This window comes from Citrobacter sp. GW821-FHT07H02, assembly GCF_059418505.1.
Window position 1 is genome coordinate 56,297 of the sequence record NZ_JBWKPZ010000019.1, and the last position, 22,382, is coordinate 78,678.

18 protein-coding genes are annotated in these 22,382 nt (G+C 53.9%); 9 read left to right on the forward strand and 9 right to left on the reverse strand.

Going from position 1 to position 22,382, the window contains the following annotated elements; all coding sequences use genetic code 11:
• Both tamB and tamA read right to left on the reverse strand, forming a co-directional pair.
• The gene (gene tamB, locus AC07NP_RS17465) at window positions 1-3,780 is read right to left on the reverse strand and encodes an autotransporter assembly complex protein TamB (RefSeq protein WP_494661218.1); all 3,780 of its coding nucleotides are present in this window, start codon (window positions 3,778-3,780) and stop codon (window positions 1-3) included.
• A complete protein-coding gene (tamA, locus tag AC07NP_RS17470; RefSeq protein WP_494661219.1) occupies window positions 3,777-5,510 on the reverse strand; it encodes an autotransporter assembly complex protein TamA in 1,734 nt (577 codons plus the stop codon). Before tamA ends, tamB begins: the two co-directional genes overlap by 4 nt.
• A gap of 215 nt (window positions 5,511-5,725) precedes the next feature.
• Here tamA and msrA point away from each other — a divergent pair, with 215 nt between their 5' ends.
• Together msrA and paeA are read left to right on the forward strand one after the other, a co-directional pair.
• On the forward strand, window positions 5,726-6,364 hold the full coding sequence (gene msrA, locus AC07NP_RS17475) for a peptide-methionine (S)-S-oxide reductase MsrA (protein ID WP_494661220.1): 639 nt from the start codon (window positions 5,726-5,728) through the stop codon (window positions 6,362-6,364).
• A 356-nt stretch (window positions 6,365-6,720) separates the two neighbouring features.
• On the forward strand, window positions 6,721-8,058 hold the full coding sequence (gene paeA, locus AC07NP_RS17480) for a polyamine export protein PaeA (RefSeq protein ID WP_192610852.1): 1,338 nt from the start codon (window positions 6,721-6,723) through the stop codon (window positions 8,056-8,058).
• A gap of 82 nt (window positions 8,059-8,140) precedes the next feature.
• Here the strand turns inward: paeA and AC07NP_RS17485 are convergent, their stop codons facing one another.
• Window positions 8,141-8,347, reverse strand: a complete 207-nt coding sequence (locus tag AC07NP_RS17485) for a DUF1107 domain-containing protein (RefSeq protein ID WP_192610851.1) — start codon at window positions 8,345-8,347, stop codon at window positions 8,141-8,143.
• A 321-nt stretch (window positions 8,348-8,668) separates the two neighbouring features.
• Between AC07NP_RS17485 and AC07NP_RS17490 the strand changes: the two genes are divergently transcribed.
• Window positions 8,669-9,226: a YtfJ family protein gene (locus AC07NP_RS17490; RefSeq protein WP_494661221.1), complete on the forward strand. Its 558-nt coding sequence runs from the start codon at window positions 8,669-8,671 to the stop codon at window positions 9,224-9,226.
• Here AC07NP_RS17490 and cysQ read toward each other — a convergent pair.
• The gene (gene cysQ / locus AC07NP_RS17495; RefSeq protein ID WP_494661222.1) at window positions 9,216-9,956 is read right to left on the reverse strand and encodes a 3'(2'),5'-bisphosphate nucleotidase CysQ; all 741 of its coding nucleotides are present in this window, start codon (window positions 9,954-9,956) and stop codon (window positions 9,216-9,218) included. The genes AC07NP_RS17490 and cysQ overlap by 11 nt on opposite strands.
• 188 nt (window positions 9,957-10,144) lie before the next feature.
• On the opposite strand from cysQ, the gene AC07NP_RS17500 reads away from it, so the two are divergent.
• Window positions 10,145-12,088, forward strand: a complete 1,944-nt coding sequence (locus AC07NP_RS17500; protein ID WP_494661223.1) for a bifunctional 2',3'-cyclic-nucleotide 2'-phosphodiesterase/3'-nucleotidase — start codon at window positions 10,145-10,147, stop codon at window positions 12,086-12,088.
• Window positions 12,089-12,191: 103 nt separating this feature from the next.
• Here AC07NP_RS17500 and AC07NP_RS17505 read toward each other — a convergent pair whose 3' ends face one another.
• A complete protein-coding gene (locus tag AC07NP_RS17505) occupies window positions 12,192-12,572 on the reverse strand; it encodes a winged helix-turn-helix transcriptional regulator (RefSeq protein WP_494661224.1) in 381 nt (126 codons plus the stop codon).
• Window positions 12,573-12,661: 89 nt separating this feature from the next.
• Here AC07NP_RS17505 and AC07NP_RS17510 point away from each other — a divergent pair, with 89 nt between their 5' ends.
• From AC07NP_RS17510 to AC07NP_RS17520, 3 genes are all read left to right on the forward strand, one after another.
• Window positions 12,662-13,510, forward strand: a complete 849-nt coding sequence (locus AC07NP_RS17510; RefSeq protein ID WP_494661225.1) for an SDR family oxidoreductase — start codon at window positions 12,662-12,664, stop codon at window positions 13,508-13,510.
• An 81-nt stretch (window positions 13,511-13,591) separates the two neighbouring features.
• A complete protein-coding gene (locus tag AC07NP_RS17515) occupies window positions 13,592-14,416 on the forward strand; it encodes an AraC family transcriptional regulator (RefSeq protein ID WP_494661226.1) in 825 nt (274 codons plus the stop codon).
• Between the two features lie 75 nt (window positions 14,417-14,491).
• Entirely contained in the window at window positions 14,492-15,457 is a 966-nt protein-coding gene (locus AC07NP_RS17520) for a DMT family transporter (RefSeq protein ID WP_494661227.1), read from the forward strand.
• A gap of 67 nt (window positions 15,458-15,524) precedes the next feature.
• Here AC07NP_RS17520 and AC07NP_RS17525 read toward each other — a convergent pair whose 3' ends face one another.
• Entirely contained in the window at window positions 15,525-17,096 is a 1,572-nt protein-coding gene (locus tag AC07NP_RS17525; RefSeq protein WP_494661228.1) for a methyl-accepting chemotaxis protein, read from the reverse strand.
• Between the two features lie 245 nt (window positions 17,097-17,341).
• Between AC07NP_RS17525 and ytfE the strand changes: the two genes are divergently transcribed.
• On the forward strand, window positions 17,342-18,004 hold the full coding sequence (ytfE, locus tag AC07NP_RS17530) for an iron-sulfur cluster repair protein YtfE (RefSeq protein WP_494661229.1): 663 nt from the start codon (window positions 17,342-17,344) through the stop codon (window positions 18,002-18,004).
• Between the two features lie 88 nt (window positions 18,005-18,092).
• Here the strand turns inward: ytfE and cycA are convergent, their stop codons facing one another.
• The gene (gene cycA, locus AC07NP_RS17535) at window positions 18,093-19,502 is read right to left on the reverse strand and encodes a D-serine/D-alanine/glycine transporter (RefSeq protein ID WP_494661230.1); all 1,410 of its coding nucleotides are present in this window, start codon (window positions 19,500-19,502) and stop codon (window positions 18,093-18,095) included.
• Between the two features lie 319 nt (window positions 19,503-19,821).
• Window positions 19,822-20,442: a BamJ family beta-barrel-assembly machinery protein gene (gene bamJ / locus AC07NP_RS17540; protein ID WP_192610841.1), complete on the reverse strand. Its 621-nt coding sequence runs from the start codon at window positions 20,440-20,442 to the stop codon at window positions 19,822-19,824.
• 219 nt (window positions 20,443-20,661) lie between these two features.
• Between bamJ and AC07NP_RS17545 the strand changes: the two genes are divergently transcribed.
• Window positions 20,662-21,315 (forward strand): LysM-like peptidoglycan-binding domain-containing protein, encoded by a 654-nt coding sequence (locus AC07NP_RS17545; RefSeq protein ID WP_494661231.1) that lies wholly within the window; start codon window positions 20,662-20,664, stop codon window positions 21,313-21,315.
• A gap of 42 nt (window positions 21,316-21,357) precedes the next feature.
• Here AC07NP_RS17545 and AC07NP_RS17550 read toward each other — a convergent pair whose 3' ends face one another.
• A complete protein-coding gene (locus AC07NP_RS17550; RefSeq protein WP_494661232.1) occupies window positions 21,358-22,290 on the reverse strand; it encodes a DMT family transporter in 933 nt (310 codons plus the stop codon).
• Window positions 22,291-22,382: the final 92 nt, after the last annotated feature.

Genomic DNA, 22,382 nt, shown 5'->3' on the forward strand with positions numbered 1-22,382 from the left:
CTAAAACTCGAACTGATAGAGCAAATCCAGTGCCTGATCTACGCCAGACACCGCTTCCAGATATAGCTTGGGCATCAGACGATAACGTAGCGTGAGTGTCGCTAAAGAGTCAAATATACCCACACCATATTTCACCTGTAGACCTGGCAGTACATACCCGCTGACCACCACCTGGGATGAGTCGCCTACCCCCTGCGTGTCCAGCGCCAGATTGCTTACGCCAAACGTCTCCCCGATTTTACCCACAACCTGACCACTTTGTGCAACCCCCAGACCAATAAGCATCGATGTCATCGCCGCACTGTCGCTTTGATCGCTGTCCAGCCCCTGGCCGCGCAACAGATAAGAGAGCGCTTGCTGTTGGGACATCGCCGGGTCAGAGAAGATCTCCGCCTTCGGTTCATCGGCCGTTCCGGTAACACGCACACCGGCGATCACATCGTTTTCGGTGGCCTCCGGATTACGGATGGCTTCGATGTTGAGCAGCGGCTGATCCGGAGGACCCGAGAACAACAGCTCGCCTTTACGCACAATGAGATCCTGACCATAGGCATGGAAGCGGCCTTCCGGAATGTTGATCTGCCCGTTCAGCCCCAGACCTTGCTTGTCCTGCGCGACTTTCAGATCGCCGGTCAGACGCGCTTTCAGCCCAAACGCACTCATACGAACGTTATTACCGACATGAATAGTCAGGTTGCTGTTGATCGGAATTGCGGTGCTCTGCGGCTTCTCGGGCTGCAGGTTATTGTTAAGCATCACCTCATCGCTGGAGACGCCCACCGCACTTTCCGGTAGATCATGCACGACAATACGCGCCCACGGCACATCCACCCGACCATCGAGGGTGAACAGACTCGGCGTCGCCTCAAACACCACATCCGGCGAGACATCGAGGCGCACCATCGGCGGTACGGTGATCCGCACCCGACTGCCTTTCGCCGCGACACGCGCACGCCAGTTGTCGATCTGGCTCCAGTCCGCATCGCCGCTCAGGTTAATTTGCCCCTGATGGGTACTCACCACCCCGGCGAGCGTGGAACGTGTGCCGTTGAAGTTCATCGAAAGCTGGCTCGGCTGCATATCAAACGGCATAAAGTTGCCATCGACATCCAGACCACTGAGCTGCAATCGACCAAACATCTGCGGGCTTTGCACATCGCCGCCTAACCGCAGGTTGGCATTCAACATTCCCGCCGCTTTCTCACCCCGCGAGAAAATGGGGTTCACCATCGCCAGGTTGAAATTACGGATATTGACGTTACCGCCAAGATTGCGTCGGCCTTGTGGGTCAGTCACCTGCAGTTGCCCGTCTAACTGACCGTTGTTGGTCAGGCGAATCAGCCAGCCCAGTTCCGCGCGATTGTTGTGGAGATCGGCAGTCAGGTTCAGCGTTTCAAACGCCACCGGCAGCGGCGCGTCGTTGACGGTTTGCGTCACCTTCACATTACGACCGTTGAGCGTAATCTGTCCCTGAGGTAGCCCTTCTTTGGTGGTGTCCCAGGCCACGTCGGCCTTGCCGCTAAATACGCCGCTGGCCTGCGTGGCATCCGGCATAAACGGTTTCAGCATCGCGAGGTCAAAACGGTTAAGGTTGACCACCGCCCGCCCTTCTGCGCCCGCATCAATGGTTTGCGGTACGCACAGTTCGGCATTCGGGTTCGTCCAGCAGTGCGGCCCAATACTGATCTTCTGTTCCTGATTGCGGTAATCCAGCGCGATGGCGCGGTTCAGAGACCACGGGCCAACCGGCGTCTGAAAGCGTGTATTGCTGAGGGCGCCTTTCCAGCGTTCTTCCTTACGGTCGAAGCTTCCCGCCAGATCAAGCTGCCCGGAAACCGGCTCACCCTGAATCCGCAGTTGCAGTTCATGTTGCTTTTCACTGCCTTTGGCATTCAGCGTCACAAGATTGATATTGACGTCAGGCTGCACAATTCGCTCAACGCGAACATTGAGATTTCCGGCAATCTGGTCGGTGGATTTGACGTCGCCTTCCACACGAACCTGCGCCACCGAAAGCTCCTGCCAGCGCAGACCGCGTGCTGTGATATCCGCCAGCAGTTGCGGCGCGTCAACCGTACCGCGTATTTTCACTAGCCCTTTTGCCGTCCCGCCCAGCCCCGGCAGCGCATTGTCGAGCCCAGGCGCGTCGATGGCGGCGTCAAGATTGAGATCTTTTACCCCCAGCTCGCCTTTCACATCCGCACTGTTTGGCCCCAGTTCCAGATGCAGCCCCGGAATGATCCACTGCAGGTAGCTGTTCCCCTTCAGTGAACCATTCACGTTAAGTTTGTTCTGCTTCACGTTGCCGGTCAGTTTGAGCTCTGGCACTTCCATCTGCCAGGTTCCGCCGTACAGGCTCCCCCGGGTTTTAATCAACCCATTGATCTTCGAAGGCCAGTCGGGGATCTCTTTTGCCGTATTGATGCCATCCAGCATCAGTTCACCGCGCCAGCTGATCGCCTTCTGCCAGTCGAGCAGCGCCTTCAGTTCGGTTTTGCCTTCCAGCGCCGCAACGGTAAGTTTATCGAGAGTTACCTGCTGCTCGTTGCCTTTCGCATCCAGAGTAATGGTGGCCGGAGGAATATCCTGCCCCTTCACCGCCGTACGCATCGACAGCGTATAGTCGGTCATCTTGCCGGTGAGCTTGAGTTTAAGATCGTCTGCCTGAAACTGCTTGTCGCCGGTAAATGGCCAGGAGAGTTGCTGGCTAACGATCTCCAGATTCAGCGGTAATCCCGCTTCCCCCAGACGCGTCTGGCCGCGCAGAACCATATCGACCGGACCTGAAAGATTAACGCCAAGCTCCAGTTGCTCGCGCAGCGCGCCGCCCACTTTCAGCTTCACCTTTTCGCCTTTGAGCGGGTCGATATTCAGCGTGCTGTTAAGGGTGAAATCTACCGGCCAGGTGTCGCTCAGTTGCGCGCTGCCGGTGGCATTGACGCTCCCCTTGCTGGAGTCGATATCCAGCGCATCCAGCTTCATATTGCCATCGATACTGCTCACCTTCAGCAGCAGAGTGTGTACCGTCAGATCGGTATCACCGGTAATACGCAACTGCTCGCCGCGAAATTCTTCGATGTTAAGATTGAGCGGCAAATGCACATCGGTCATTTCCGGCAGCACCGGCCTGGAGAAGAGATCTTTCAGCGTCTCGCCCAGCGGTTTTTCATTGGGTTGCGGGTTCTGGATCTTCGGCTCAACCACCTCTTCCTTCGCGACCTCCACCACCTTTGGCAAGGCGATGAGCAGTCCCTGAAGCGATGTCGGCTTCAGGGTCAGGGTTTTCTCCTGCCAGTTCAGGCCGGAGGTGAAATCCAGCACCGAGACCGTCGTGTCATCAATTTTGAGGTTGATGTTATTGAGCGCCACGCGTGAAAGCGTGATCGGATAAGGCGTGGAAAGGTTCAGCGGGCCGCTGTCCTCTTCTTCCACCGCCGCTTCAGACGGCGGCATTTTTTTACTGTCGATGGCAACGCGAATGTCTTTCAGCGACAGATCGTTAACGCACAGGCTGCTGTTCCACAGACAGTCGAGTTTGAGGGCCAGATGCACCTCGCCCGCATTGACCGCCACGCCGGGTTGATCATAGCGCAGGTTCTTCAGCGACAAATCACGCCAGCCTCCCGTGACCTGACCGATCTCCAGCCCCGGCACCCAACGATTCGCCGCATTGAAGATCAGGTGCAGCCCCGTTGTGGTCCCCACCAGAAACGCCACTGTTCCCAACAGCAGCAGAATAAAAATCAGTACGCCGAGGCTTATTTTCTTCCATAGACTCATAATTCTGGCCCCAGACCGATGTAAAACTGCATACCATTTTCTTCTTTATCGCCGACGGGAGCAGCGATATCGAGCTTGATTGGCCCGACAGGAGATTGCCAGCGTACGCCCACGCCAGCGCCCGTTTTGAAGTCGCTTTTACGAATATCACTGACCGCTTCGCCGCTATCAACGAACACCGCGCCCCACCATTTCCCGGTCACGTTGTACTGGTACTCCAGCGAGCCGGTCACCAGCTTCGAGGCCCCTTTCAGATCGCCGTTGCTGTATTCTGGCGAGATAGATTTGTATTTATAGCCGCGAATACTGCGGTCGCCCCCGGCGAAGAAACGCAGATCCGGTGGCACTTTGTCAAAGTCGCCGGTTTCGATCCAACCGAAATTGCCACGCGTTACAAAACGATGGCGATCGTACAGGGTGCGTATCCAGACGTTTTGCGCCTGAAAGACCGAGAAATCGACATCGGAACCCCAGGCCGTATTGGAATAATCAATAGAATAGCGCTGCGAATCCCCCCACGTCGGCATCAGACCGCCGCGTGAGCGCGTCCGGCTTATCATCACCCCAGGATAAAGCAGCATGGTGGTGTCAGTGACTTCCCCTTGGGTAAAGTGGTCAAGACTCCAGCGCAGATTGATGGCACGCTGCCAGCCGCTGGAAAGATCCCAATAGCGGGAGACGGCGAGCGTGGTGGAGTCTGATTCGGTATCGTTGAGATCCGTGCGCTTAAAGCCGCCCTGAACCAGATAATATTGCTCCAGCGGGTTCTTCAGCAGTGGCATTTTATAACTGAAATCAAGCACCTGTTCCGGCGCCGAAATACTGGTACTGGTCGTCAGGCTGTGGCCGTAAGAGTTCATCCACGGTTTTTTCCACGTGGCTTTCACGCGCGGTCCAACGTCGGTCGAATAGCCCACACCGGTTTCGATGGTGTTTTCTACGCGCGGTGACACAACGCCTTTCAGCGGCAGGACTTTCGTTTTGCGGGCCTTATCGAACTCAGGGGCGACAACCACGGAGTTAAACCATCCGGTGGCTGAGAGGCGGCGGTTCAGCTCCGCCAGATCTTTCGACTGGTACTCATCGCCCTCTTTGAACGGCACCAGATGTTGCAGGTATTCGTCACGAATCTGCGAACCTTCAAACGTGACATGCCCGAAGCGGTAACGTTCACCGCTATCATAGTCGATGTCCCAGAACGCCTGATGGCGATCCAGCGCAATGCCCAACTGGCTCTTTTTAAATTCGCTGTCGAAATACCCTTTACGCAGCGCAACGCTGGTTAACGACTTTTTGAAGTTGTCATAGTCACTGTGATCCAGCACGGTTCCCAGTGCCGGCCGCGTTTTCAGCAAGGACAGATAATCTTTATCAGTCCGCGCGCCACCGCGTAAAATGACTTCAGTGCCGCCAATCAACACCGGCTGACCCGGCGTGACTTTGGCAATCAATACCTGACGCCCTTTCGCCGGAGGTGGACGTAAATCAAATTCAATGGTCGGCTCGTAATAGCCCAGCGCTTTTAACCCTTCGCGGATAGCATCATCAACGCGCGCGCGAAAGCGCCGGTCGGGCGTGACTTCGTCACCCTGAATCGTCGACAATTGAGCACGGACGTTTTTTTCCAGCGCTCCCGACAAACCTTCAACCTGTAGACGGACATTCGCGGCGGCGGCAGAGCCACTCAAGCATAGCAAACCGACCCAGCATAACTGACGGATATGTGGCACATTTTCTCCTGAATATCCTTTTTTTCCTGACCCTGGAAAAAGAACACTACACCATCCAATGGCTTAACAAAAATTCAACAATCGAGGTTGAAAAACAGACGACAACCCAAATATTTCTTATGTTTACTTTAGACACATTCACAGTAGTTATTGTGTGCAAAGAAGCGTCTTGTTACAACCTTAAACCAAATGACAGTTTTTGGGAGGACCGCACCATGAGCATATTTGATAAAAAGCATCTGGTTACTCAATCAGATGCATTGCCCGGACGCAATACCCCGATGCCGGTAGCCACTCTGCATGCGGTAAACGAACACTCCATGACAAATGTGCCCGAAGGGATGGAAATTGCCCTTTTTGCTATGGGCTGCTTTTGGGGCGTTGAGCGTTTATTCTGGCAATTGCCGGGGGTATATAGCACGGCGGCGGGGTATACCGGCGGCTATACGCCAAATCCCACCTACCGGGAAGTCTGCTCCGGGCAAACCGGTCACGCCGAAGCCGTTCGTGTGGTCTACGATCCCCAGGTTATCCGCTATGAGCAGTTGTTACAGGTGTTCTGGGAGAATCACGACCCGGCGCAGGGTATGCGTCAGGGCAACGATCAGGGGACACAGTACCGTTCCGCTCTCTATCCGTTAACGCCGGAACAGGACGCCGCCGCCCACGCCAGTCTTGAACGCTTTCAGGCGGCGATGGCCGCAGCAAATGACAATCGCCACATCACTACCGAGATTAGCCACGCCACCCCGTTCTACTACGCCGAGGATGACCACCAGCAGTATCTGCACAAGAATCCGTACGGCTACTGCGGCATTGGCGGAATTGGCGTATGTCTGCCGCCTGAAGCATGATTTTGTGAGCAGACAGGCGTTTTGACAGCCCCTTGCCACGCCTGATGCCGCGACGCGTATCTGGCCTCCGGGAGTGTCGAAATCGGACCCTCTGGCGGCATTACAGTACCTTACGCTATACTAGCGACTGAAATTACCGGCTCACTTCCTTCGGGCCGGTTTTCAATGTGTATTTCATATGGATTTATACTCTATGGATTTCGAGTTGCAGGAAGGCGGCAAACTCGTGAATCCCCGGGAGCATAGAAAACTATGTGACTGGGGTGAATGAGTGCAGCCAACGTACCTGTAACCTGAAAGACGACGAGTATCAACTTCTCCCTTCCGAGGATCTGGCCTGAACGGTCGGATAAGATATGTTAAACAGTATTTTAATCATACTCTGCTTGATCGCTGTGAGTGCGTTCTTCTCGATATCCGAGATCTCGCTTGCCGCCTCACGTAAAATTAAACTTAAGTTGTTAGCGGATGATGGCAATATCAACGCGCAGCGCGTGTTGAAAATGCAGGAAAACCCGGGGATGTTCTTTACCGTGGTGCAAATTGGCCTGAACGCGGTCGCCATTCTCGGCGGTATCGTGGGCGACGCCGCATTTTCTCCGGCATTTTATTCCCTGTTCTCTACCTACTTCTCAGCGGAGCTGTCCGAGCAACTGAGCTTTATTCTCTCTTTCTCGCTGGTCACCGGTCTGTTTATTTTGTTCGCGGATTTAACCCCGAAACGCATCGGTATGATTGCGCCAGAAGCTGTTGCTTTGCGTATCATCAACCCGATGCGCTTCTGCCTGTTTGTATTTCGCCCATTGGTGTGGTTCTTCAACGGTCTGGCAAACACCATCTTTCGCATCTTCAAACTGCCGATGGTGCGTAAAGACGACATTACGTCTGATGATATCTATGCGGTCGTTGAAGCCGGTGCGTTAGCAGGCGTACTGCGTAAACAGGAACACGAATTGATTGAAAACGTGTTCGAACTGGAATCTCGTACCGTGCCGTCTTCCATGACCTCGCGAGAAAACGTGATCTGGTTTGATCTGCATGAAGATGAACAGAGCCTGAAAAACAAAGTGGCGGAGCATCCGCACTCGAAATTCCTGGTCTGTAACGAAGACATCGACCACATCATTGGCTACGTTGACTCAAAAGACCTGCTCAACCGCGTGCTGGCGAACCAGAGCATGGCGCTTAACAGCGGCGTCCAGATCCGCAATACGCTGATCGTTCCGGACACCTTAACCCTCTCTGAAGCGCTGGAAAGCTTCAAAACCGCGGGCGAAGATTTTGCCGTTATCATGAACGAGTACGCGTTGGTGGTGGGTATTATCACCCTCAATGATGTGATGACGACATTAATGGGCGACCTGGTGGGTCAGGGTCTGGAAGAACAGATTGTCGCCCGTGATGAGAATTCATGGCTGATTGATGGCGGTACGCCTATCGACGACGTCATGCGCGTACTGGATATCGACGAGTTTCCGCAGTCGGGTAACTACGAAACCATCGGCGGATTTATGATGTTTATGCTGCGAAAAATCCCGAAACGTACCGACTCGGTGAAGTTTTCCGGCTACAAGTTTGAAGTGGTGGATATCGATAACTACCGTATCGATCAGTTGCTGGTCACGCGACTCGGCACAAAACCCACGACGCTGGTGCCGAAGCTGCCCGATGCCAAAGAAGAGAACGCGGCATAAGTTACGCGCCTTAGAAACATCAACGGCTCCTGTTTAAGGAGCCGTTTTTTTATACTGCTTTAACTATCGCATAGCACTTCGGTTAAGCCATCTCAGTTTGCAGACGCAAAACCTGACGGTTAACTTCGGACATCACAGAAAAATGCTGTTTGTCCTTCACTTTTGGGACAAGAATCTTACCCTTATCAAACTCAAAAGCGCCGACGTCCTTGATATATAACCGTCCACGAAACAGGATCTTCACGTACTTCGCCACCTGCAGCGGGTTGTACCGTTGGAAAATTTTCATTGTTGTCTCCTGCTGAGCATTACGCCTTTGCGGTGCCACAATCAGCCCAACTGTTCTAAGGCGCAAATTTTAATGCCATATGACTATAGACTATCGCGACGATGTTTCCAGCGTGTATAAGTTTATTTACCTTTCCATTACACTTATTCAGAATTATCTCTTCACTGATACGCTGGATTCAGTATAAGCCTTCATTTTTCGCAGGATTTGTGCGCCCGTCCGCAAACTGGCATCGCGCTTGCGGGAAAAAGCATTATTCGCACATATGATTAAATCTCAGACCCAAGTGGTCGGATCACCTGCAAATAATAAGGAAACACCATGACCTTACGTAAGCTTCTGGCGCTCTCATGCCTGCTACTGCCGATGATGGCCTCCGCACATAACTTCGAAACGCACCAGCGCGTGTCACCAGTGGGGATTGCCGATCGCGGTGAATTGATTCTTGATAGTGATAAGTTTAGCTACAAAAACTGGAATAGCGCGCAGCTGCCAGGGAAAGTACGCATTCTGCAACACATCGCTGGACGCACTTCTGCCAAAGAGAAAAACGCGACGTTGATCGAGGCCATCAAAGCGGCAAAACTGCCGCACGACAAATACCAGACCACCACTATCGTTAACACGGATGACGCCATTCCCGGCTCCGGTATGTTCGTGCGCAGTAGCCTTGAGAGTAATAAGAAGCTCTACCCCTGGTCGCAGTTTATTGTCGACAGCGACGGTATTGCGCGTAAAACCTGGCAACTGGATGAAGAGAGTTCAGCTATCGCCGTACTCGACAAAGATGGCCGTGTTCAGTGGGCAAAAGATGGCGCATTAACGCAGGAAGAGGTGCAGCAGGTGATCGCCCTGCTGCATAAATTACTCAGTAAATAGAGACCCGGAAGCCGGGGTTAAGGAATGATTCGCGCGGCGTGTAATCCAGTGGTTTACCCTGCCAGTCGTGAATATGCGCCCCGGCGGCAGCGGCAACAGCGTGGCCCGCAGCGGTATCCCAGACGTTAGTAGGGCCAAAGCGTGGATACAGTTGAGCCTGCCCTTCTGCCACCAGGCAGAACTTAAGGGAAGATCCAATCGAGGTTGTCTGGTGCTCGCCCAACTGCTGCAAATACTCTTTCATTTCGTTGTCTGCATGGGAGCGGCTAATCACCACCAGCGGCGGGCGGGCGTCGCGTACCTGAATTTGTTTGCGTATACCGCACTCTTCTTTCCAGGCTTTACCTTCTGCCGCGCTGTACATCACCTTCATGACGGGAGCGTAAACCACGCCCAATACCGCCTTGCCCTTGTCGATCAGCGCAATATTGACGGTGAATTCCCCGTTACGTTTAATGAACTCTTTCGTGCCATCCAGTGGGTCTACCAGCCAGTAACGCTGCCAGTGCTGGCGCACGTCCCAACCCTGCGGGTCTTCTTCCGAAAGAACCGGAATATCTGGCGTCAGTGCCTGTAATCCTTCGAGTATCACGGCATGCGCGGCAAGATCCGCCGCAGTGACCGGAGAATCATCCTGCTTGCTGGTGATCTCCATCGGTTTGACTCCATCGTAAATTTGCATAATGGCATCACCCGCATTCCGTGCAAGCTGGCATACATGTTCTAACATTCTCCACCTCGTTTGTGGCCGTGGCGTTAACTCGTTGTTTTACTTATACCCGATCGTCAGGGGATCCGCCAACTGTGATAATGACTGCGGTTTTGGCAGGTAAATTCATGGCATGATTCACGATTCTGTAAGCAAGAAGATATAGATACATTTTCTTTTGTGGCTTAGATCTTAAAAGGATGCCCCTGATGATTAAGTTTAGCGCAACGCTCCTGGCCACGCTGATCGCGGCCAGCGTGAATGCGGCGACCGTCGATCTGCGAATCATGGAAACCACTGATTTGCATAGCAACATGATGGATTTTGATTATTACAAAGATACCGCGACGGAAAAGTTCGGCCTGGTACGCACGGCAAGTTTGATTAATGCCGCCAGAAATGAAGTGAAAAACAGCGTACTGGTCGATAACGGCGATCTGATTCAGGGGAGTCCGCTGGGCGATTACATGGCAGACAAAGGGCTGCAAAAAGGCGATATTCATCCTGTCTATAAAGCACTGAATACGCTTGATTATGCCGTCGGCAACCTTGGCAACCATGAATTCAACTATGGTCTGGATTATCTCCACGCAGCGCTGTCTGGCGCAAAATTCCCTTACGTTAACGCCAATATCATCGACGTTAAAACCCAAAAGCCGCTGTTTACCCCTTATCTGATCAAAGAGACAGACGTCATCGATAAGGACGGTCATAAGCAAACGCTCAAAATCGGCTATATCGGTTTTGTGCCACCCCAGATCATGACCTGGGATAAAACTAACCTCAGCGGCAAAGTGACGGTGAATGACATCACCGAAACCGCCCGCAAGTATGTTCCTGAAATGCGCGCCAACGGCGCCGATGTGGTGGTCGTCATTGCGCACTCCGGTCTTTCAGCCGATCCGTACCACAACATGGCGGAAAACTCGGTTTACTATCTCAGCAAAGTCCCGGGCGTGGATGCCATTATGTTTGGTCACGCGCATGCCGTCTTCCCGGGTAAAGATTTCGCCAGCATTAAAGGCGCGGATATCACCAAAGGTACCCTTAACGGTGTACCGGCCGTCATGCCGGGCATGTGGGGCGATCATCTGGGCGTGGTGGATCTGGTGCTCAACAACGACAGCGGGAAATGGCAGGTGACACAGGCAAAAGCCGAGGCGCGCCCGATTTATGACGCGACGGCGAAAAAATCGCTGGCAGCGGAAGACCGTAAGCTGGCCGATATCCTGAAAGCCGATCATGACGCCACGCGCAAATTTGTCGGCAAACCGATTGGTCAATCCGCAGATAACATGTACAGCTATCTGGCGCTGGTACAAGACGATCCGACCGTTCAGGTCGTGAATATGGCGCAAAAAGCCTACGTTGAACACTTTATTCAGGGCGATCCGGATCTGGCAAAACTGCCTGTGCTTTCTGCCGCCGCGCCGTTTAAAGTCGGTGGTCGTAAAAACGATCCCGCCAGCTTTGTTGAGGTGGAAAAAGGGCAACTCACCTTCCGTAACGCCGCCGACCTCTATCTTTACCCCAATACCCTGGTGGTCGTCAAAGCCAGCGGCAAAGAGGTGAAAGAGTGGCTGGAATGTTCGGCAGGACAGTTCAACCAAATTGATATCCACAGCAGCAAGCCGCAGTCGCTGATTAACTGGGATGGATTCCGCACCTATAACTTCGATGTGATTGATGGGGTGAATTACCAGGTGGATGTTTCGCAGCCCGCCCGCTATGACGGCGAATGCCAGACCGTCAACCCCAACGCAGAACGTATCAAGAATCTGACCTTCAACGGCAAACCGATTGACCCGAACGCAACATTCCTGGTCGCCACCAATAACTATCGCGCTTACGGTGGTAAGTTTGCGGGCACCGGCGAAAACCATATCGCGTTTGCTTCACCGGATGAGAACCGTTCAGTGCTGGCCGCGTGGATAGGCGCAGAAACGAAGCGTGCAGGCGCAATCCTTCCGGCAGCGGACAATAACTGGCGTCTGGCGCCCATCAGCAGTAAGACGACGCTGGATATCCGTTTTGAGACATCCCCGACCGATAAGGCTGCCGCGTTTATCAAAGAGAAAGGACAATATCCGCTGAAGAAAGTCGCCACCGATGATATCGGTTTTGCAATTTATCAGGTGGATTTGCGCCACTAACGCTCCCTTCATTGCCGGATGGCGACGCCAGAGCGTCTTATCCGGCCTACGGGTCAATGCTATCTGTAGGCCGGAGAGGCGTCAGCCGCCATCCGGCAAATACTCACGCCGCACGCTCATCCCGTACCGCCAGGACCTGCGGCAGATTCAGTTCTATCCAGTCCGCCAGCGCGGTCACTTTATCGCTGACCTGCTCACCCAGCGGCGTCAGGCTGTACTCTACGTGCGGTGGAACCACCGGATACGACACCCGATTAACAAAACCGTCCAGCTCCAGCGCCTGTAACGATTGCGCCAGCATTTTTTCGCTCACGCCGCCCATCTTGCGGCGTAAATCGCTGAAGCGATGCGTTCCGTCACGCAGCGCCACCAGAATCAATACCCCCCAGCGGCTGGTCACGTGCTTTAACACATCTCGCGACGGGCACTGTTCGGCGAACAAATTCCCCTCGCGCAATTGCTGAGAAAGCGTTGAGTTTGTCATTTTTATACTTACCTTTTTGTACGTACTTACTAAAAGTAAGTTTAGGTGTTAGCGTAATTAAACACAAGACAAAGACGAGGAGTCATCCCATGATCGCAATTACCGGTGCCACTGGCCAACTGGGTCAACACGTTATCGAATCCTTACTGAAAACCGTTTCTGCCAACCAGATTGTCGCTATCGTTCGTAACGCGGCGAAAGCCACGGCCCTGCGTCAGCAAGGCATTACCGTACGTGAGGCGGATTACAACAACGAAGCGGCATTCACCACCGCGCTACAGGGTATTGATAAACTGCTGCTGATCTCGTCGAGCGAAGTCGGGCAACGTAGCGCACAGCATCGCAATGTGATTAATGCCGCAATGGCAGCTGATGTAAAATTTATCGCGTACACCAGCCTTCTTCATGCCGACCGCTCCCCGCTGGGACTGCATGTCGAGCACGTTGAAACCGAAAAAATGCTGGCAGACTCAGGCATTCCCCACACCTTGCTACGTAACGGCTGGTATACCGAAAACTACCTGGCCAGTGCGCCCGCAGCGCTAGAACACGGCGTGTTTATCGGCGCCGCAGGGGAAGGCAAAATCGCCTCCGCCACCCGTGCTGATTATGCCGCTGCCGCCGCACGCGTGATTAGCGAAGAGGGTCATGCCGGTCAGGTTTACGAACTGGCGGGCGATGAAGCCTGGACGCTCAGCCAACTGGCCGCCGAACTGGCAAAACAGAGCGGGAAAAACGTGGTGTATCAGAATCTGAGCGAAGCGGATTTTGCCTCGGCGCTCAAAGGTGTGGGTCTGCCTGCGGGACTGGCGGATATGCTGGCGGATTCCGATGTGGGCGCCTCAAACGGTGGCCTGTTTGATGACAGCAAGACATTGAGCACACTGACTGGACGTTCGACCACCCCACTGGCTGAGAGCGTCAAAAACATCCTGTAAGTGCTAAAAATTCGCGAATTGCAGTGGCGTCCCCGGGAACCCTCTTTAATAATAAAAAGCGGGTTCATGGGGAGAGACAATGTGCAAGGCGTACCAGAACAGTTTATTGATGAGAAAGACAGCGCCCGTTTTCGCCATCTGGCGCAGGTTCCCGGCGTTGAACTTTATCATGCCCACATTTCGCGTTACGCCTTTGAACCCCATACCCATGAAGCGTTCGGTATCGGTGCGATAGAAGCCGGAGCCGAACGCTTTCGCTATCGCGGTACGCAATATGTTGCCCCCGCCCAGTCCGTCGTCACGATGAATCCCGATGAGCTGCATACCGGCGAGGCTGACACAGCCGACGGCTGGCGTTACCGAATGATCTATCTCGAACCCGATCTGCTGGAAAAGGTGACCGGGATCCGTCACTGGTGGTTTCAGGACGTTACGCGCCACGATCCGTTACGATCGCGCCAGATTTGTTCGCTGATCCAGGGACTCTGGCACGCGGACGATCCGCTGGCGCAAAAAGGTCTGCTGCTCTCTCTTATCGACACGTTCCAGCCATTGGCGCGTCATGCGCCGACGCCGCGCGAAGGCGCACACCGTTTTGATCGCGTACGCGAGTATCTGCATGATAACTATATGCATTCTGTCACGCTGGACGAACTGGCGAACGTCGCGTCGCTAAGCCCCTGGCACTTTCAGCGCCAGTTCAAAGCCCATTTCCACGTGACGCCGCACCAGATGCTGATGGCGATTCGGCTGTGGCGGGCAAAGACGTTTCTCACCCACGGTATGCCCGCAGCAGAGGTGGCGGCGGCCACCGGGTTGACCGATCAATCCCATCTCACCCGTACCTTTACCCATCGCTACGGCATCACCCCGGTACGCTACCAAAAGCAGGTGTTTTCCGGTTAATCAGCAACCTCATACAATACGGGCGTGGATTCCCTGCCTACACTTCTCACTACGTTCAATAATGTGGATGTAAAAATGATTAGCGGTGTGTTGTATGCCCTGCTGGCGGGGCTGATGTGGGGGCTGATTTTTGTCGGGCCGTTGATCGTGCCGGAATACCCGGCGGTATTGCAGGCAATGGGGCGTTATCTGGCCCTGGGGTTGATCGCATTACCCATCGCCTGGCTTGGCCGCGTGCGGCTTCGCCAGTTAACACGTAAAGACTGGCTGACCGCGCTGGCGCTGACGATGATGGGCAATCTGATTTATTACTTCTGCCTGGCAAGCGCGATCCAGCGCACCGGCGCCCCCGTCTCAACGATGATCATCGGAACGCTGCCGGTGGTGATCCCGGTATTTGCCAACCTGCTTTATAGCCAGCGTGACGGCAAACTATCCTGGCTACGCTTAACGCCCGCACTGGTACTTATCGGCATTGGGCTGCTCTGCGTGAATGTTGCGGAACTGGATCAGGGAATGCCCGATTTTAACGGCTGGCGCTATGGTTCAGGTATCGCACTGGCGCTGATCTCCGTGGTGTGCTGGGCATGGTATGCGCTGCGTAACGCCCGCTGGTTACGCGAAAATCCGGATAAACATCCGATGATGTGGGCAACGGCGCAGGCGCTGGTCACGCTGCCGGTTTCTTTGCTGGGGTATGTCGCTGCCTGCCTCTGGCTGAAAGGGCAAACGCCCCTGTTTGATCTGCCCTTTGGGCCGCGCCCGGCGGTGTTTCTCTGCCTGATGGTGGCCATTGCGATCCTCTGTTCATGGGTAGGCGCGTTATGCTGGAACGTGGCCAGCCAGCGCTTGCCAACGGTTATCCTCGGCCCCTTGATTGTCTTCGAGACGCTGGCAGGTCTGCTCTATACCTTTATTCTGCGTGAAGAAATGCCCCCACTGCTGACCTTGAGCGGGATTGCACTGCTGGTGGTTGGGGTGGTGATTGCGGTGCGAGCGAAACCGGAGAAGCCGAGCGTCGTCGCGGTTTCAGAGTCGTGATGTTGCCGGAGAGGGTGCGGCGTTTATGCGGCCTACGACGTCATCGCGCGTAGGCCGCATAAGATGTTTACGCCGCCGTCCGGCGCGAAACGTTAAACACCGCCACCGTCTGGTTCAGACGCGCAGCCTGCTCTTCCAACGCCGCGGCAGCGGAGGCCGATTCTTCCACCAGCGAAGCGTTCTGTTGCGTCACGCGATCCATTTCTGCAACCGCCTGACCGACTTGATCGATGCCCCGGCTTTGCTCATCGGAAGCAGAGGCAATTTCGCCCATGATGTCGGTGACACGGGTGACCGCACTCACAATCTCCGCCATGGTTTCACCGGCTTCATTCACCAGCGCCGCGCCTGCAGTCACCCGATTGCCCGAGTCATCAATCAACGCCTTAATCTCTTTTGCCGCCTGCGCGCTACGCTGCGCCAGGGTACGCACTTCGCCCGCAACCACAGCAAAGCCGCGCCCCTGCTCCCCCGCCCTTGCTGCTTCTACTGCCGCATTCAACGCCAGAATATTGGTCTGGAATGCAATGCCGTCAATCACGCTGGTGATCTGGGCAATTTTGCTGGAACTGGTGGCAATTTCATCCATGGTACGCACCACGCCATCCACCACCTTGCCGCCTTTCTGCGCCGTCTCAGAGGCATTTCGCGCCAGATTGGTCGCCTGGCGCGCATTGTCCGCATTTTGCTTCACGGTCGCGGTAAGCTGCTCCATGCTGGCTGCTGTTTCTTCCAGTGATGCCGCCTGCTGTTCAGTCCGTGAAGAGAGATCGTTGCTGCCCGCCGAAATTTCCCCTGCGCCGGTGTAGATGGTATCGGCCCCGTCGCGTACCACGCTGACGGTGGTCGCCAGCGCCTGCTGCATCTCGTGCAGATTGTGCGCCAACAACGCCATTTCGTTGCTGCCGTCCGTGTGGATGCTGTGGGTCAGATCGCCTGCTGCAATATGACGAATATGCGCCATCACATCGTGCAGCGGTTTCAGCAACACGCGCTGCATGGCAATCCAGCTGATGACAATCACCGCCACGACCGCCAACATAATCAGGGTCAGGATCCACATGATACGCTGATAGTCGTTTTCGTTATCCCGCATCCCCGCATTCGCCAGTTCTGCCTGCGCGGTACGCCACTCATGGTAAACCGCCTGCATGGCGGACTGTTTTTTCTCGGCATTCTGCCTGAACATCTCTTCCAGCTTGCCTTCAGCCAGCAGTACGTTCATTTTCTCCAGGGTTGCCGAGTAGAGGCCATATTGCTCTTCCAGTCTGTCGGCCAGTTGTTCATCCAGACCCGGCGTTTCCGGCAATGCGTAGTAATTGTCGTAATGGCGCTTTGCCTCTGCCAGCATGCGGTTCGCGGCGTTCACCAGTTCATTCAGCTGCCCGCCATTGATCTGGTTTGCCATGTTACCTTGCAGTCGCAGCATACCCCGGTTGAGCGTCACGCGCGCCTGGTTCAGGCTGATCCACGCATCGGTAAATTCAGCCACGTTCTGACTGGAAAGCTGTGACACGGTGAAGTTTTGTTTGTCGTGGTTGAGCGCGCCGATAAAAACGCCTGCGGAAATGATCTGCATCGCGCCCAGGGTGAGTAGCACGATTATCAGTAAGGTGATGACTTTGATCCGTTTGAACATCTGTTGCCTTTTCTTATGCAAGTATTGCCTGAGGTCTAACTATCGGCAGTGCCGCCAGCTTATTTAATCCCGCCGTCGGCGACCAAAGCGGATTTTCAGTTCTTTTTAATAAGATTCAGCACCTTAAGAGAATAAGAAAATTTCGTGACAATCATCACATTTCGTTCTGACTCGAAAGAGGTATATCTTCGCTTTAAAGATGTATTTAATATACATCTTATATTACTGAGAATGAGGTAACAGCTATGTCTTATCGCGATCAACCTTTAGGTGAACTGGCGCTCTCGATCCCTCGCGCTTCGGCGCTGTTTCGTAAGTACGATATGGATTACTGCTGCGGTGGTAAGCAGACGCTGGCGCGCGCGGCCGCGCGTAAAGAGCTGGATGTTGACGCTATTGAAGCGCAACTGGCTACGCTTGCTGAACAGCCGATTGAGAAAGACTGGCGTACCGCAAAACTCCCCGAAATCATCGACCACATCATCGTGCGTTATCATGATCGCCACCGTGAGCAACTGCCGGAACTTATTCTGCAGGCGAGCAAAGTCGAACGCGTACACGCAGATAAACCCAGCGTACCGAAGGGTCTGGCGAAATATCTGACCATGCTGCATCAGGAACTTTCCAGCCACATGATGAAAGAAGAGCAGATCCTGTTCCCGATGATCAAACAGAGAATGGGAAGTCAGGCGATGGGCCCGATAAGCGTCATGGAAAGCGAACACGATGACGCGGGTGAACTGCTGGAAGTGATCAAACACACGACCAACAACGTGACACCGCCGCCGGAAGCCTGCACGACATGGAAAGCGATGTATAACGGTATTAACGAACTGATTGACGATCTGATGGAACACATCAGTCTGGAAAACAACGTACTGTTCCCGCGCGCCTTATCCGGGGAATAAAAAAAGCCCGGTGGCGGCTTCGCCTTACCGGGCCTACACTTCGTGCCTCTGTAGGCCGGATAAGCGATAGCGCCATCCGGCAACAGACTTAACGCACGCCTGCCATACGTTTCTTACCGATAAACAGCCAGCCGAGACCCAGCGCGATGAACCACAGCGGTGTGACGATCAGCGCCTGACGGGTATCTTCTTCCAGCGTCAGCAGCACCAGTACAAACACGAAGAACGCCATGCACACCCAGCACATCACCTTGCCCCACGGCATCTTGTAAATCGATTTCTCATGCAGATGAGGGCGCTGTTTACGGTACACCAAGTACGAGCACAGAATGATGGTCCAGACGAACATAAACAGAATGGCCGACACGGTGGTGATCATGGTGAATGCACCAATCACGCTCGGGTTAACGTACAGCATCACTACACCGCCCAGCAGGCAGATACAGGAGAAGGTCAGCCCTTTTGCCGGAACAGCACGTTTAGACAGCTTCGCAAACGCGCTCGGTGCAACCCTTTCCTGCGCCAGGCCGAATAACATACGGCTGGTGGAGAACACGCCGCTGTTCGCGGACGATGCGGCAGACGTCAGCACGACAAAGTTAATCAGGCTGGCAGCAGCAGGCAAACCGACCAGCACAAACAGCTCCACAAACGGGCTCTTGGTCGGTACGACCGAGCTCCACGGCGTTACGGACATAATCACGATCAGCGCGAAAACGTAGAACATGATGATACGGATTGGAATCGAGTTAATGGCGCGCGGCAGAGATTTCTCCGGATCTTTGGTTTCCGCAGCCGTCGTCCCCACCAGCTCAATACCCACGAAGGCAAAGACGGCAATCTGGAAACCGGCAAAGAAGCCGCTTAAGCCTTTCGGGAACCAACCGCCGTCATTCCACAGGTGGGTGAATGAGGCTTCAACGCCCGTCGGCGATTGAAAGTGCATCATAATCATCACCAGTCCGACCACAATCAGCCCGACGATGGCAACGATTTTGATCATCGCAAACCAGAACTCCATCTCGCCGAACATTTTTACGGTGGCGAGGTTGAGGCTCAGCAGCAGGACAATCACCGCCAGTGAGGCCACCCAGTCTGATAGCCCAGGGAACCAGAATTGCGCATAAGCCGTAATGGCGACGACGTCGGCCATTCCGGTAACCACCCAGCAGAACCAGTAGGTCCAGCCGGTAAAATATCCCGCCCACGGTCCGAGCAAATCGGAGGCGAAATCACTAAATGATTTGTACTCGAGATTCGAGAGCAGCAATTCTCCCATTGCGCGCATCACGAAAAAGAGCATAAAACCGATGATCATATACACGAAAATGATCGACGGCCCTGCAAGGCTGATGGTTTTACCGGACCCCATGAACAAACCAGTGCCAATAGCGCCGCCGATGGCGATAAGCTGAATATGGCGGTTTGTAAGATTGCGCCGTAGCGACTGTTCAGACGATGCCTCTTCGTCGGCAACGACTTTTACCTGATCTACCATGTTTTTTTCTTCCTGTACCTGTCTGTGTTGTTAGGCTCTACGGCCTTTAATGCGTCTGTCGTACATCTATGCTACGACGAACCCGTTATCGGGACTCATCGATATTAGGTAAGAATTGGCGGGATGAATACTTAGATTTAAATAAAATGTTAATTTTATGTTTAAAGTGAGTGTCATATCACTCTGACAACGAGAATCAGTTCACAAAAATACACGCAGCGAGCATATTTGCAAAATAAAATATCGACATCTCGCTCATTGTAGGTTTTTCACTCTTTTTTCTGTCCCCCTCAATGAAGAGGGGAACAGAAGTCACTGCTTACAGGATTTCCAGCAGTTCCACTTCAAACACCAGCGTGCTGAACGGAGGGATGGACGCGCCAGCGCCGCGCTCGCCGTACGCCAGTTCCTGAGGAATAGTCAGTTCCCATTTGGAGCCAACCGGCATCAGCGTCAGCGCTTCGATCCAGCCTGGGATCACGCCATTTACCGGGAATTCAGCCGGTTCGCCACGCGCAACAGAACTGTCAAACACGGTACCGTCAATCAGTTTGCCGGTGTAATGCACACGTACACGATCGGTACGCGCCGGGATAGCGCCTTCACCCTGGTTGATCACGCGGAATTGCAGACCAGACTCGGTGCTGTTCACGCCGTCTTTCTCACGGTTTTCTTCCAGGTATTTCACACCATCAGCGGCCATGGCCTGGAAACGTTCGCGACGTACCGCATCAGCACGTTCGTGGATCTCGCGCAGCGCGCGGTGAACCACATCAACAGGCACTGCCGGGTGTTTACCTTCCAGCGCGTCAGCAATACCTGCAACCAGCGCTTCAGGCAACAGCCCTTCCAGACCAGATTCGCTCAGTTGCTGGCCTACCTGCAAACCAATGCCGTAGCTTGCTTGCGCTTCGATAGTGTCAAAAGTCGGGGTTGCCATCATATTTCCTTTCATCGGATTTCAAGAAGCGGGAAGCATATCAGCCACGCTGCATCCGGTAAAACTTTGTCTCGGGAAGAGATGACAAATCGCAGGGAAACATAAACAATAGGTGTATCCCGCGCTGAGGTCACGAAAGCGGGCATTATGACGAACATCATAGCGTTAGCCATCTATACTCTATGATCGAGGAACGATAAGCGGAGCAGGAGGAAAGCCATGCCCGGGCGCTTTGAACTAAAACCAACCCTGGCGAAAATCTGGCATGCACCGGACAATTTTCGCATCATGGATCCACTGCCACCCATGCACCGTCGTGGCATTATCGCCGCGGCCATTGTGCTGGTGATTGGCTTCCTGCTTCCTTCAAATGGCACCCGCGAGACGCCAGTCGTCACGCGAAACGCCCAGTTGGATCTCCAGTCGCAGTCGCAACCGCCCACGGAAGCTCAGCTTCAGGCGCAGCTGGTTGCCCCGCAAAATGACCCAGGGCAAGTAGCACCCGTCGCCCCTGAACCTATTCAGGACGAGCAGCCAGAGGAACAAACGGCGCCGCAAACACAAGCGCCGACGCAATCCCAACCCTTCCAGCAGGATAGCGGGATTGACCAACAGTGGCGTTCTTATCGCGTGGATTCAGGTAAAACCCTGGCGCAAGTGTTTCGCGATCATGGGCTTCCGCCTACGGATGTATATGCCATGGCGCAGGCAGAGGGCGCGGGTAAACCACTCAGCAACCTTAAAGATGGTCAGATGGTACAGATCCGCCAGAACGCTAACGGCGTGGTCACAGGCTTAACCATTGATACCGGTAATAACCAGCAGGTTCTGTTTACCCGTCAGCCAAATGGAAGTTTTATTCGCGTACGGTAAATGCGTGCCCGGTGGCGCTAACGCCTACCGGGCTTATAATGTTCAGACTTTACGAATCTTATTCACCCACCAAATCCCCGAGCACACCAGCACCAGCGCCAGTGCGTATTTCCACTCCAGGATATTTTCGCCGAGGAAGGTCGCCGACAAAACCGCGCCGGAGACGGGGATCAGAAAATTAAACGGGGCAATCATCCCCACGCGGTTGTGTTTGAGCAAAATACTCCACAGCGCAAACGCCACCGATGAGAGCAGCGTCAGATAGCCCAGGATCGCCACGGAAGAGAGTCCGTGTACGGTCAGTGAGCCACCGCAAGCATAACCACCAATGACCAGCGCCAGGCCGCCTATCCCTAACTGATAGCCCGTCATGACTGTCGGGTCTACCGTCTGAGAGATACGTTTACCGTAAAGCGTCGCGGCGGAAAGAATAAAGGCCGCCATCACCACCGAGCCATCCCCTAACAAACTAAAGTTAAAGTCCATCAAGCCGTTGTTGAAGTTGACCACCATCACGCCAGCAAAGCCCAGGATGCAACCGAGCGTTTTGTTGTAGCTGAGTTTGTCATTCTGATAGATAAAGTGCGCCAGCAGCACGCTAAAAAAGGTGCCCGTCGCATTCATGATCGACCCTTTTACCCCTGTCGTGAAGGCGAGGCCGATATAGAAAAATATGTATTGCAGCGACGTTTGCGTCAGCCCCAGCAGGGTTAACTGACCAAACTGTCGCGGGCTTAAGCGGGCGATGGGTTTTCGCTGCATCATTGCCAGCAACAGCAGTAACACACCCGCAAATAAAAATCGGTATCCAGCAAAAACAATTTTTGAGGGGATATCATCCGTTGCAATCTGGAAGATCTCATACCCGCTCTTTATCGCCGGGTAAGCGCTTCCCCATAGCAAACAACAAAAGGCGGCACTCAGGTAAACCACATTTTTGCGGGCAAACAGAGGCTGTTGATGGGTAACGTCCATTCCAGTATCACTTTGAAATTATGTTTTATTTTTTGATTATCCCGAAAAGGATAAAGAATAGCCAGAGAGAAACAGAGGGGTTTTCTGAAAAG

Bases quoted from the DNA above. Each gene is read 5' to 3' on its own strand.
- AC07NP_RS17500 (WP_494661223.1), top strand. From the start codon at position 10,145: ATGATTAAGTTTAGCGCAACGCTCCTGGCCACGCTGATCGCGGCCAGC.
- AC07NP_RS17545 (WP_494661231.1), top strand. From the start codon at position 20,662: ATGCCCGGGCGCTTTGAACTAAAACCAACCCTGGCGAAAATCTGGCAT.
- paeA (WP_192610852.1), top strand. From the start codon at position 6,721: ATGTTAAACAGTATTTTAATCATACTCTGCTTGATCGCTGTGAGTGCG.
- msrA (WP_494661220.1), top strand. From the start codon at position 5,726: ATGAGCATATTTGATAAAAAGCATCTGGTTACTCAATCAGATGCATTG.
- bamJ (WP_192610841.1), bottom strand. From the start codon at position 20,442: ATGGCAACCCCGACTTTTGACACTATCGAAGCGCAAGCAAGCTACGGC.
- AC07NP_RS17510 (WP_494661225.1), top strand. From the start codon at position 12,662: ATGATCGCAATTACCGGTGCCACTGGCCAACTGGGTCAACACGTTATC.
- AC07NP_RS17525 (WP_494661228.1), bottom strand. From the start codon at position 17,096: ATGTTCAAACGGATCAAAGTCATCACCTTACTGATAATCGTGCTACTC.
- AC07NP_RS17520 (WP_494661227.1), top strand. From the start codon at position 14,492: ATGATTAGCGGTGTGTTGTATGCCCTGCTGGCGGGGCTGATGTGGGGG.
- AC07NP_RS17485 (WP_192610851.1), bottom strand. From the start codon at position 8,347: ATGAAAATTTTCCAACGGTACAACCCGCTGCAGGTGGCGAAGTACGTG.
- cysQ (WP_494661222.1), bottom strand. From the start codon at position 9,956: ATGTTAGAACATGTATGCCAGCTTGCACGGAATGCGGGTGATGCCATT.
- cycA (WP_494661230.1), bottom strand. From the start codon at position 19,502: ATGGTAGATCAGGTAAAAGTCGTTGCCGACGAAGAGGCATCGTCTGAA.
- AC07NP_RS17550 (WP_494661232.1), bottom strand. From the start codon at position 22,290: ATGGACGTTACCCATCAACAGCCTCTGTTTGCCCGCAAAAATGTGGTT.
- AC07NP_RS17490 (WP_494661221.1), top strand. From the start codon at position 8,669: ATGACCTTACGTAAGCTTCTGGCGCTCTCATGCCTGCTACTGCCGATG.
- AC07NP_RS17505 (WP_494661224.1), bottom strand. From the start codon at position 12,572: ATGACAAACTCAACGCTTTCTCAGCAATTGCGCGAGGGGAATTTGTTC.
- tamB (WP_494661218.1), bottom strand. From the start codon at position 3,780: ATGAGTCTATGGAAGAAAATAAGCCTCGGCGTACTGATTTTTATTCTG.
- ytfE (WP_494661229.1), top strand. From the start codon at position 17,342: ATGTCTTATCGCGATCAACCTTTAGGTGAACTGGCGCTCTCGATCCCT.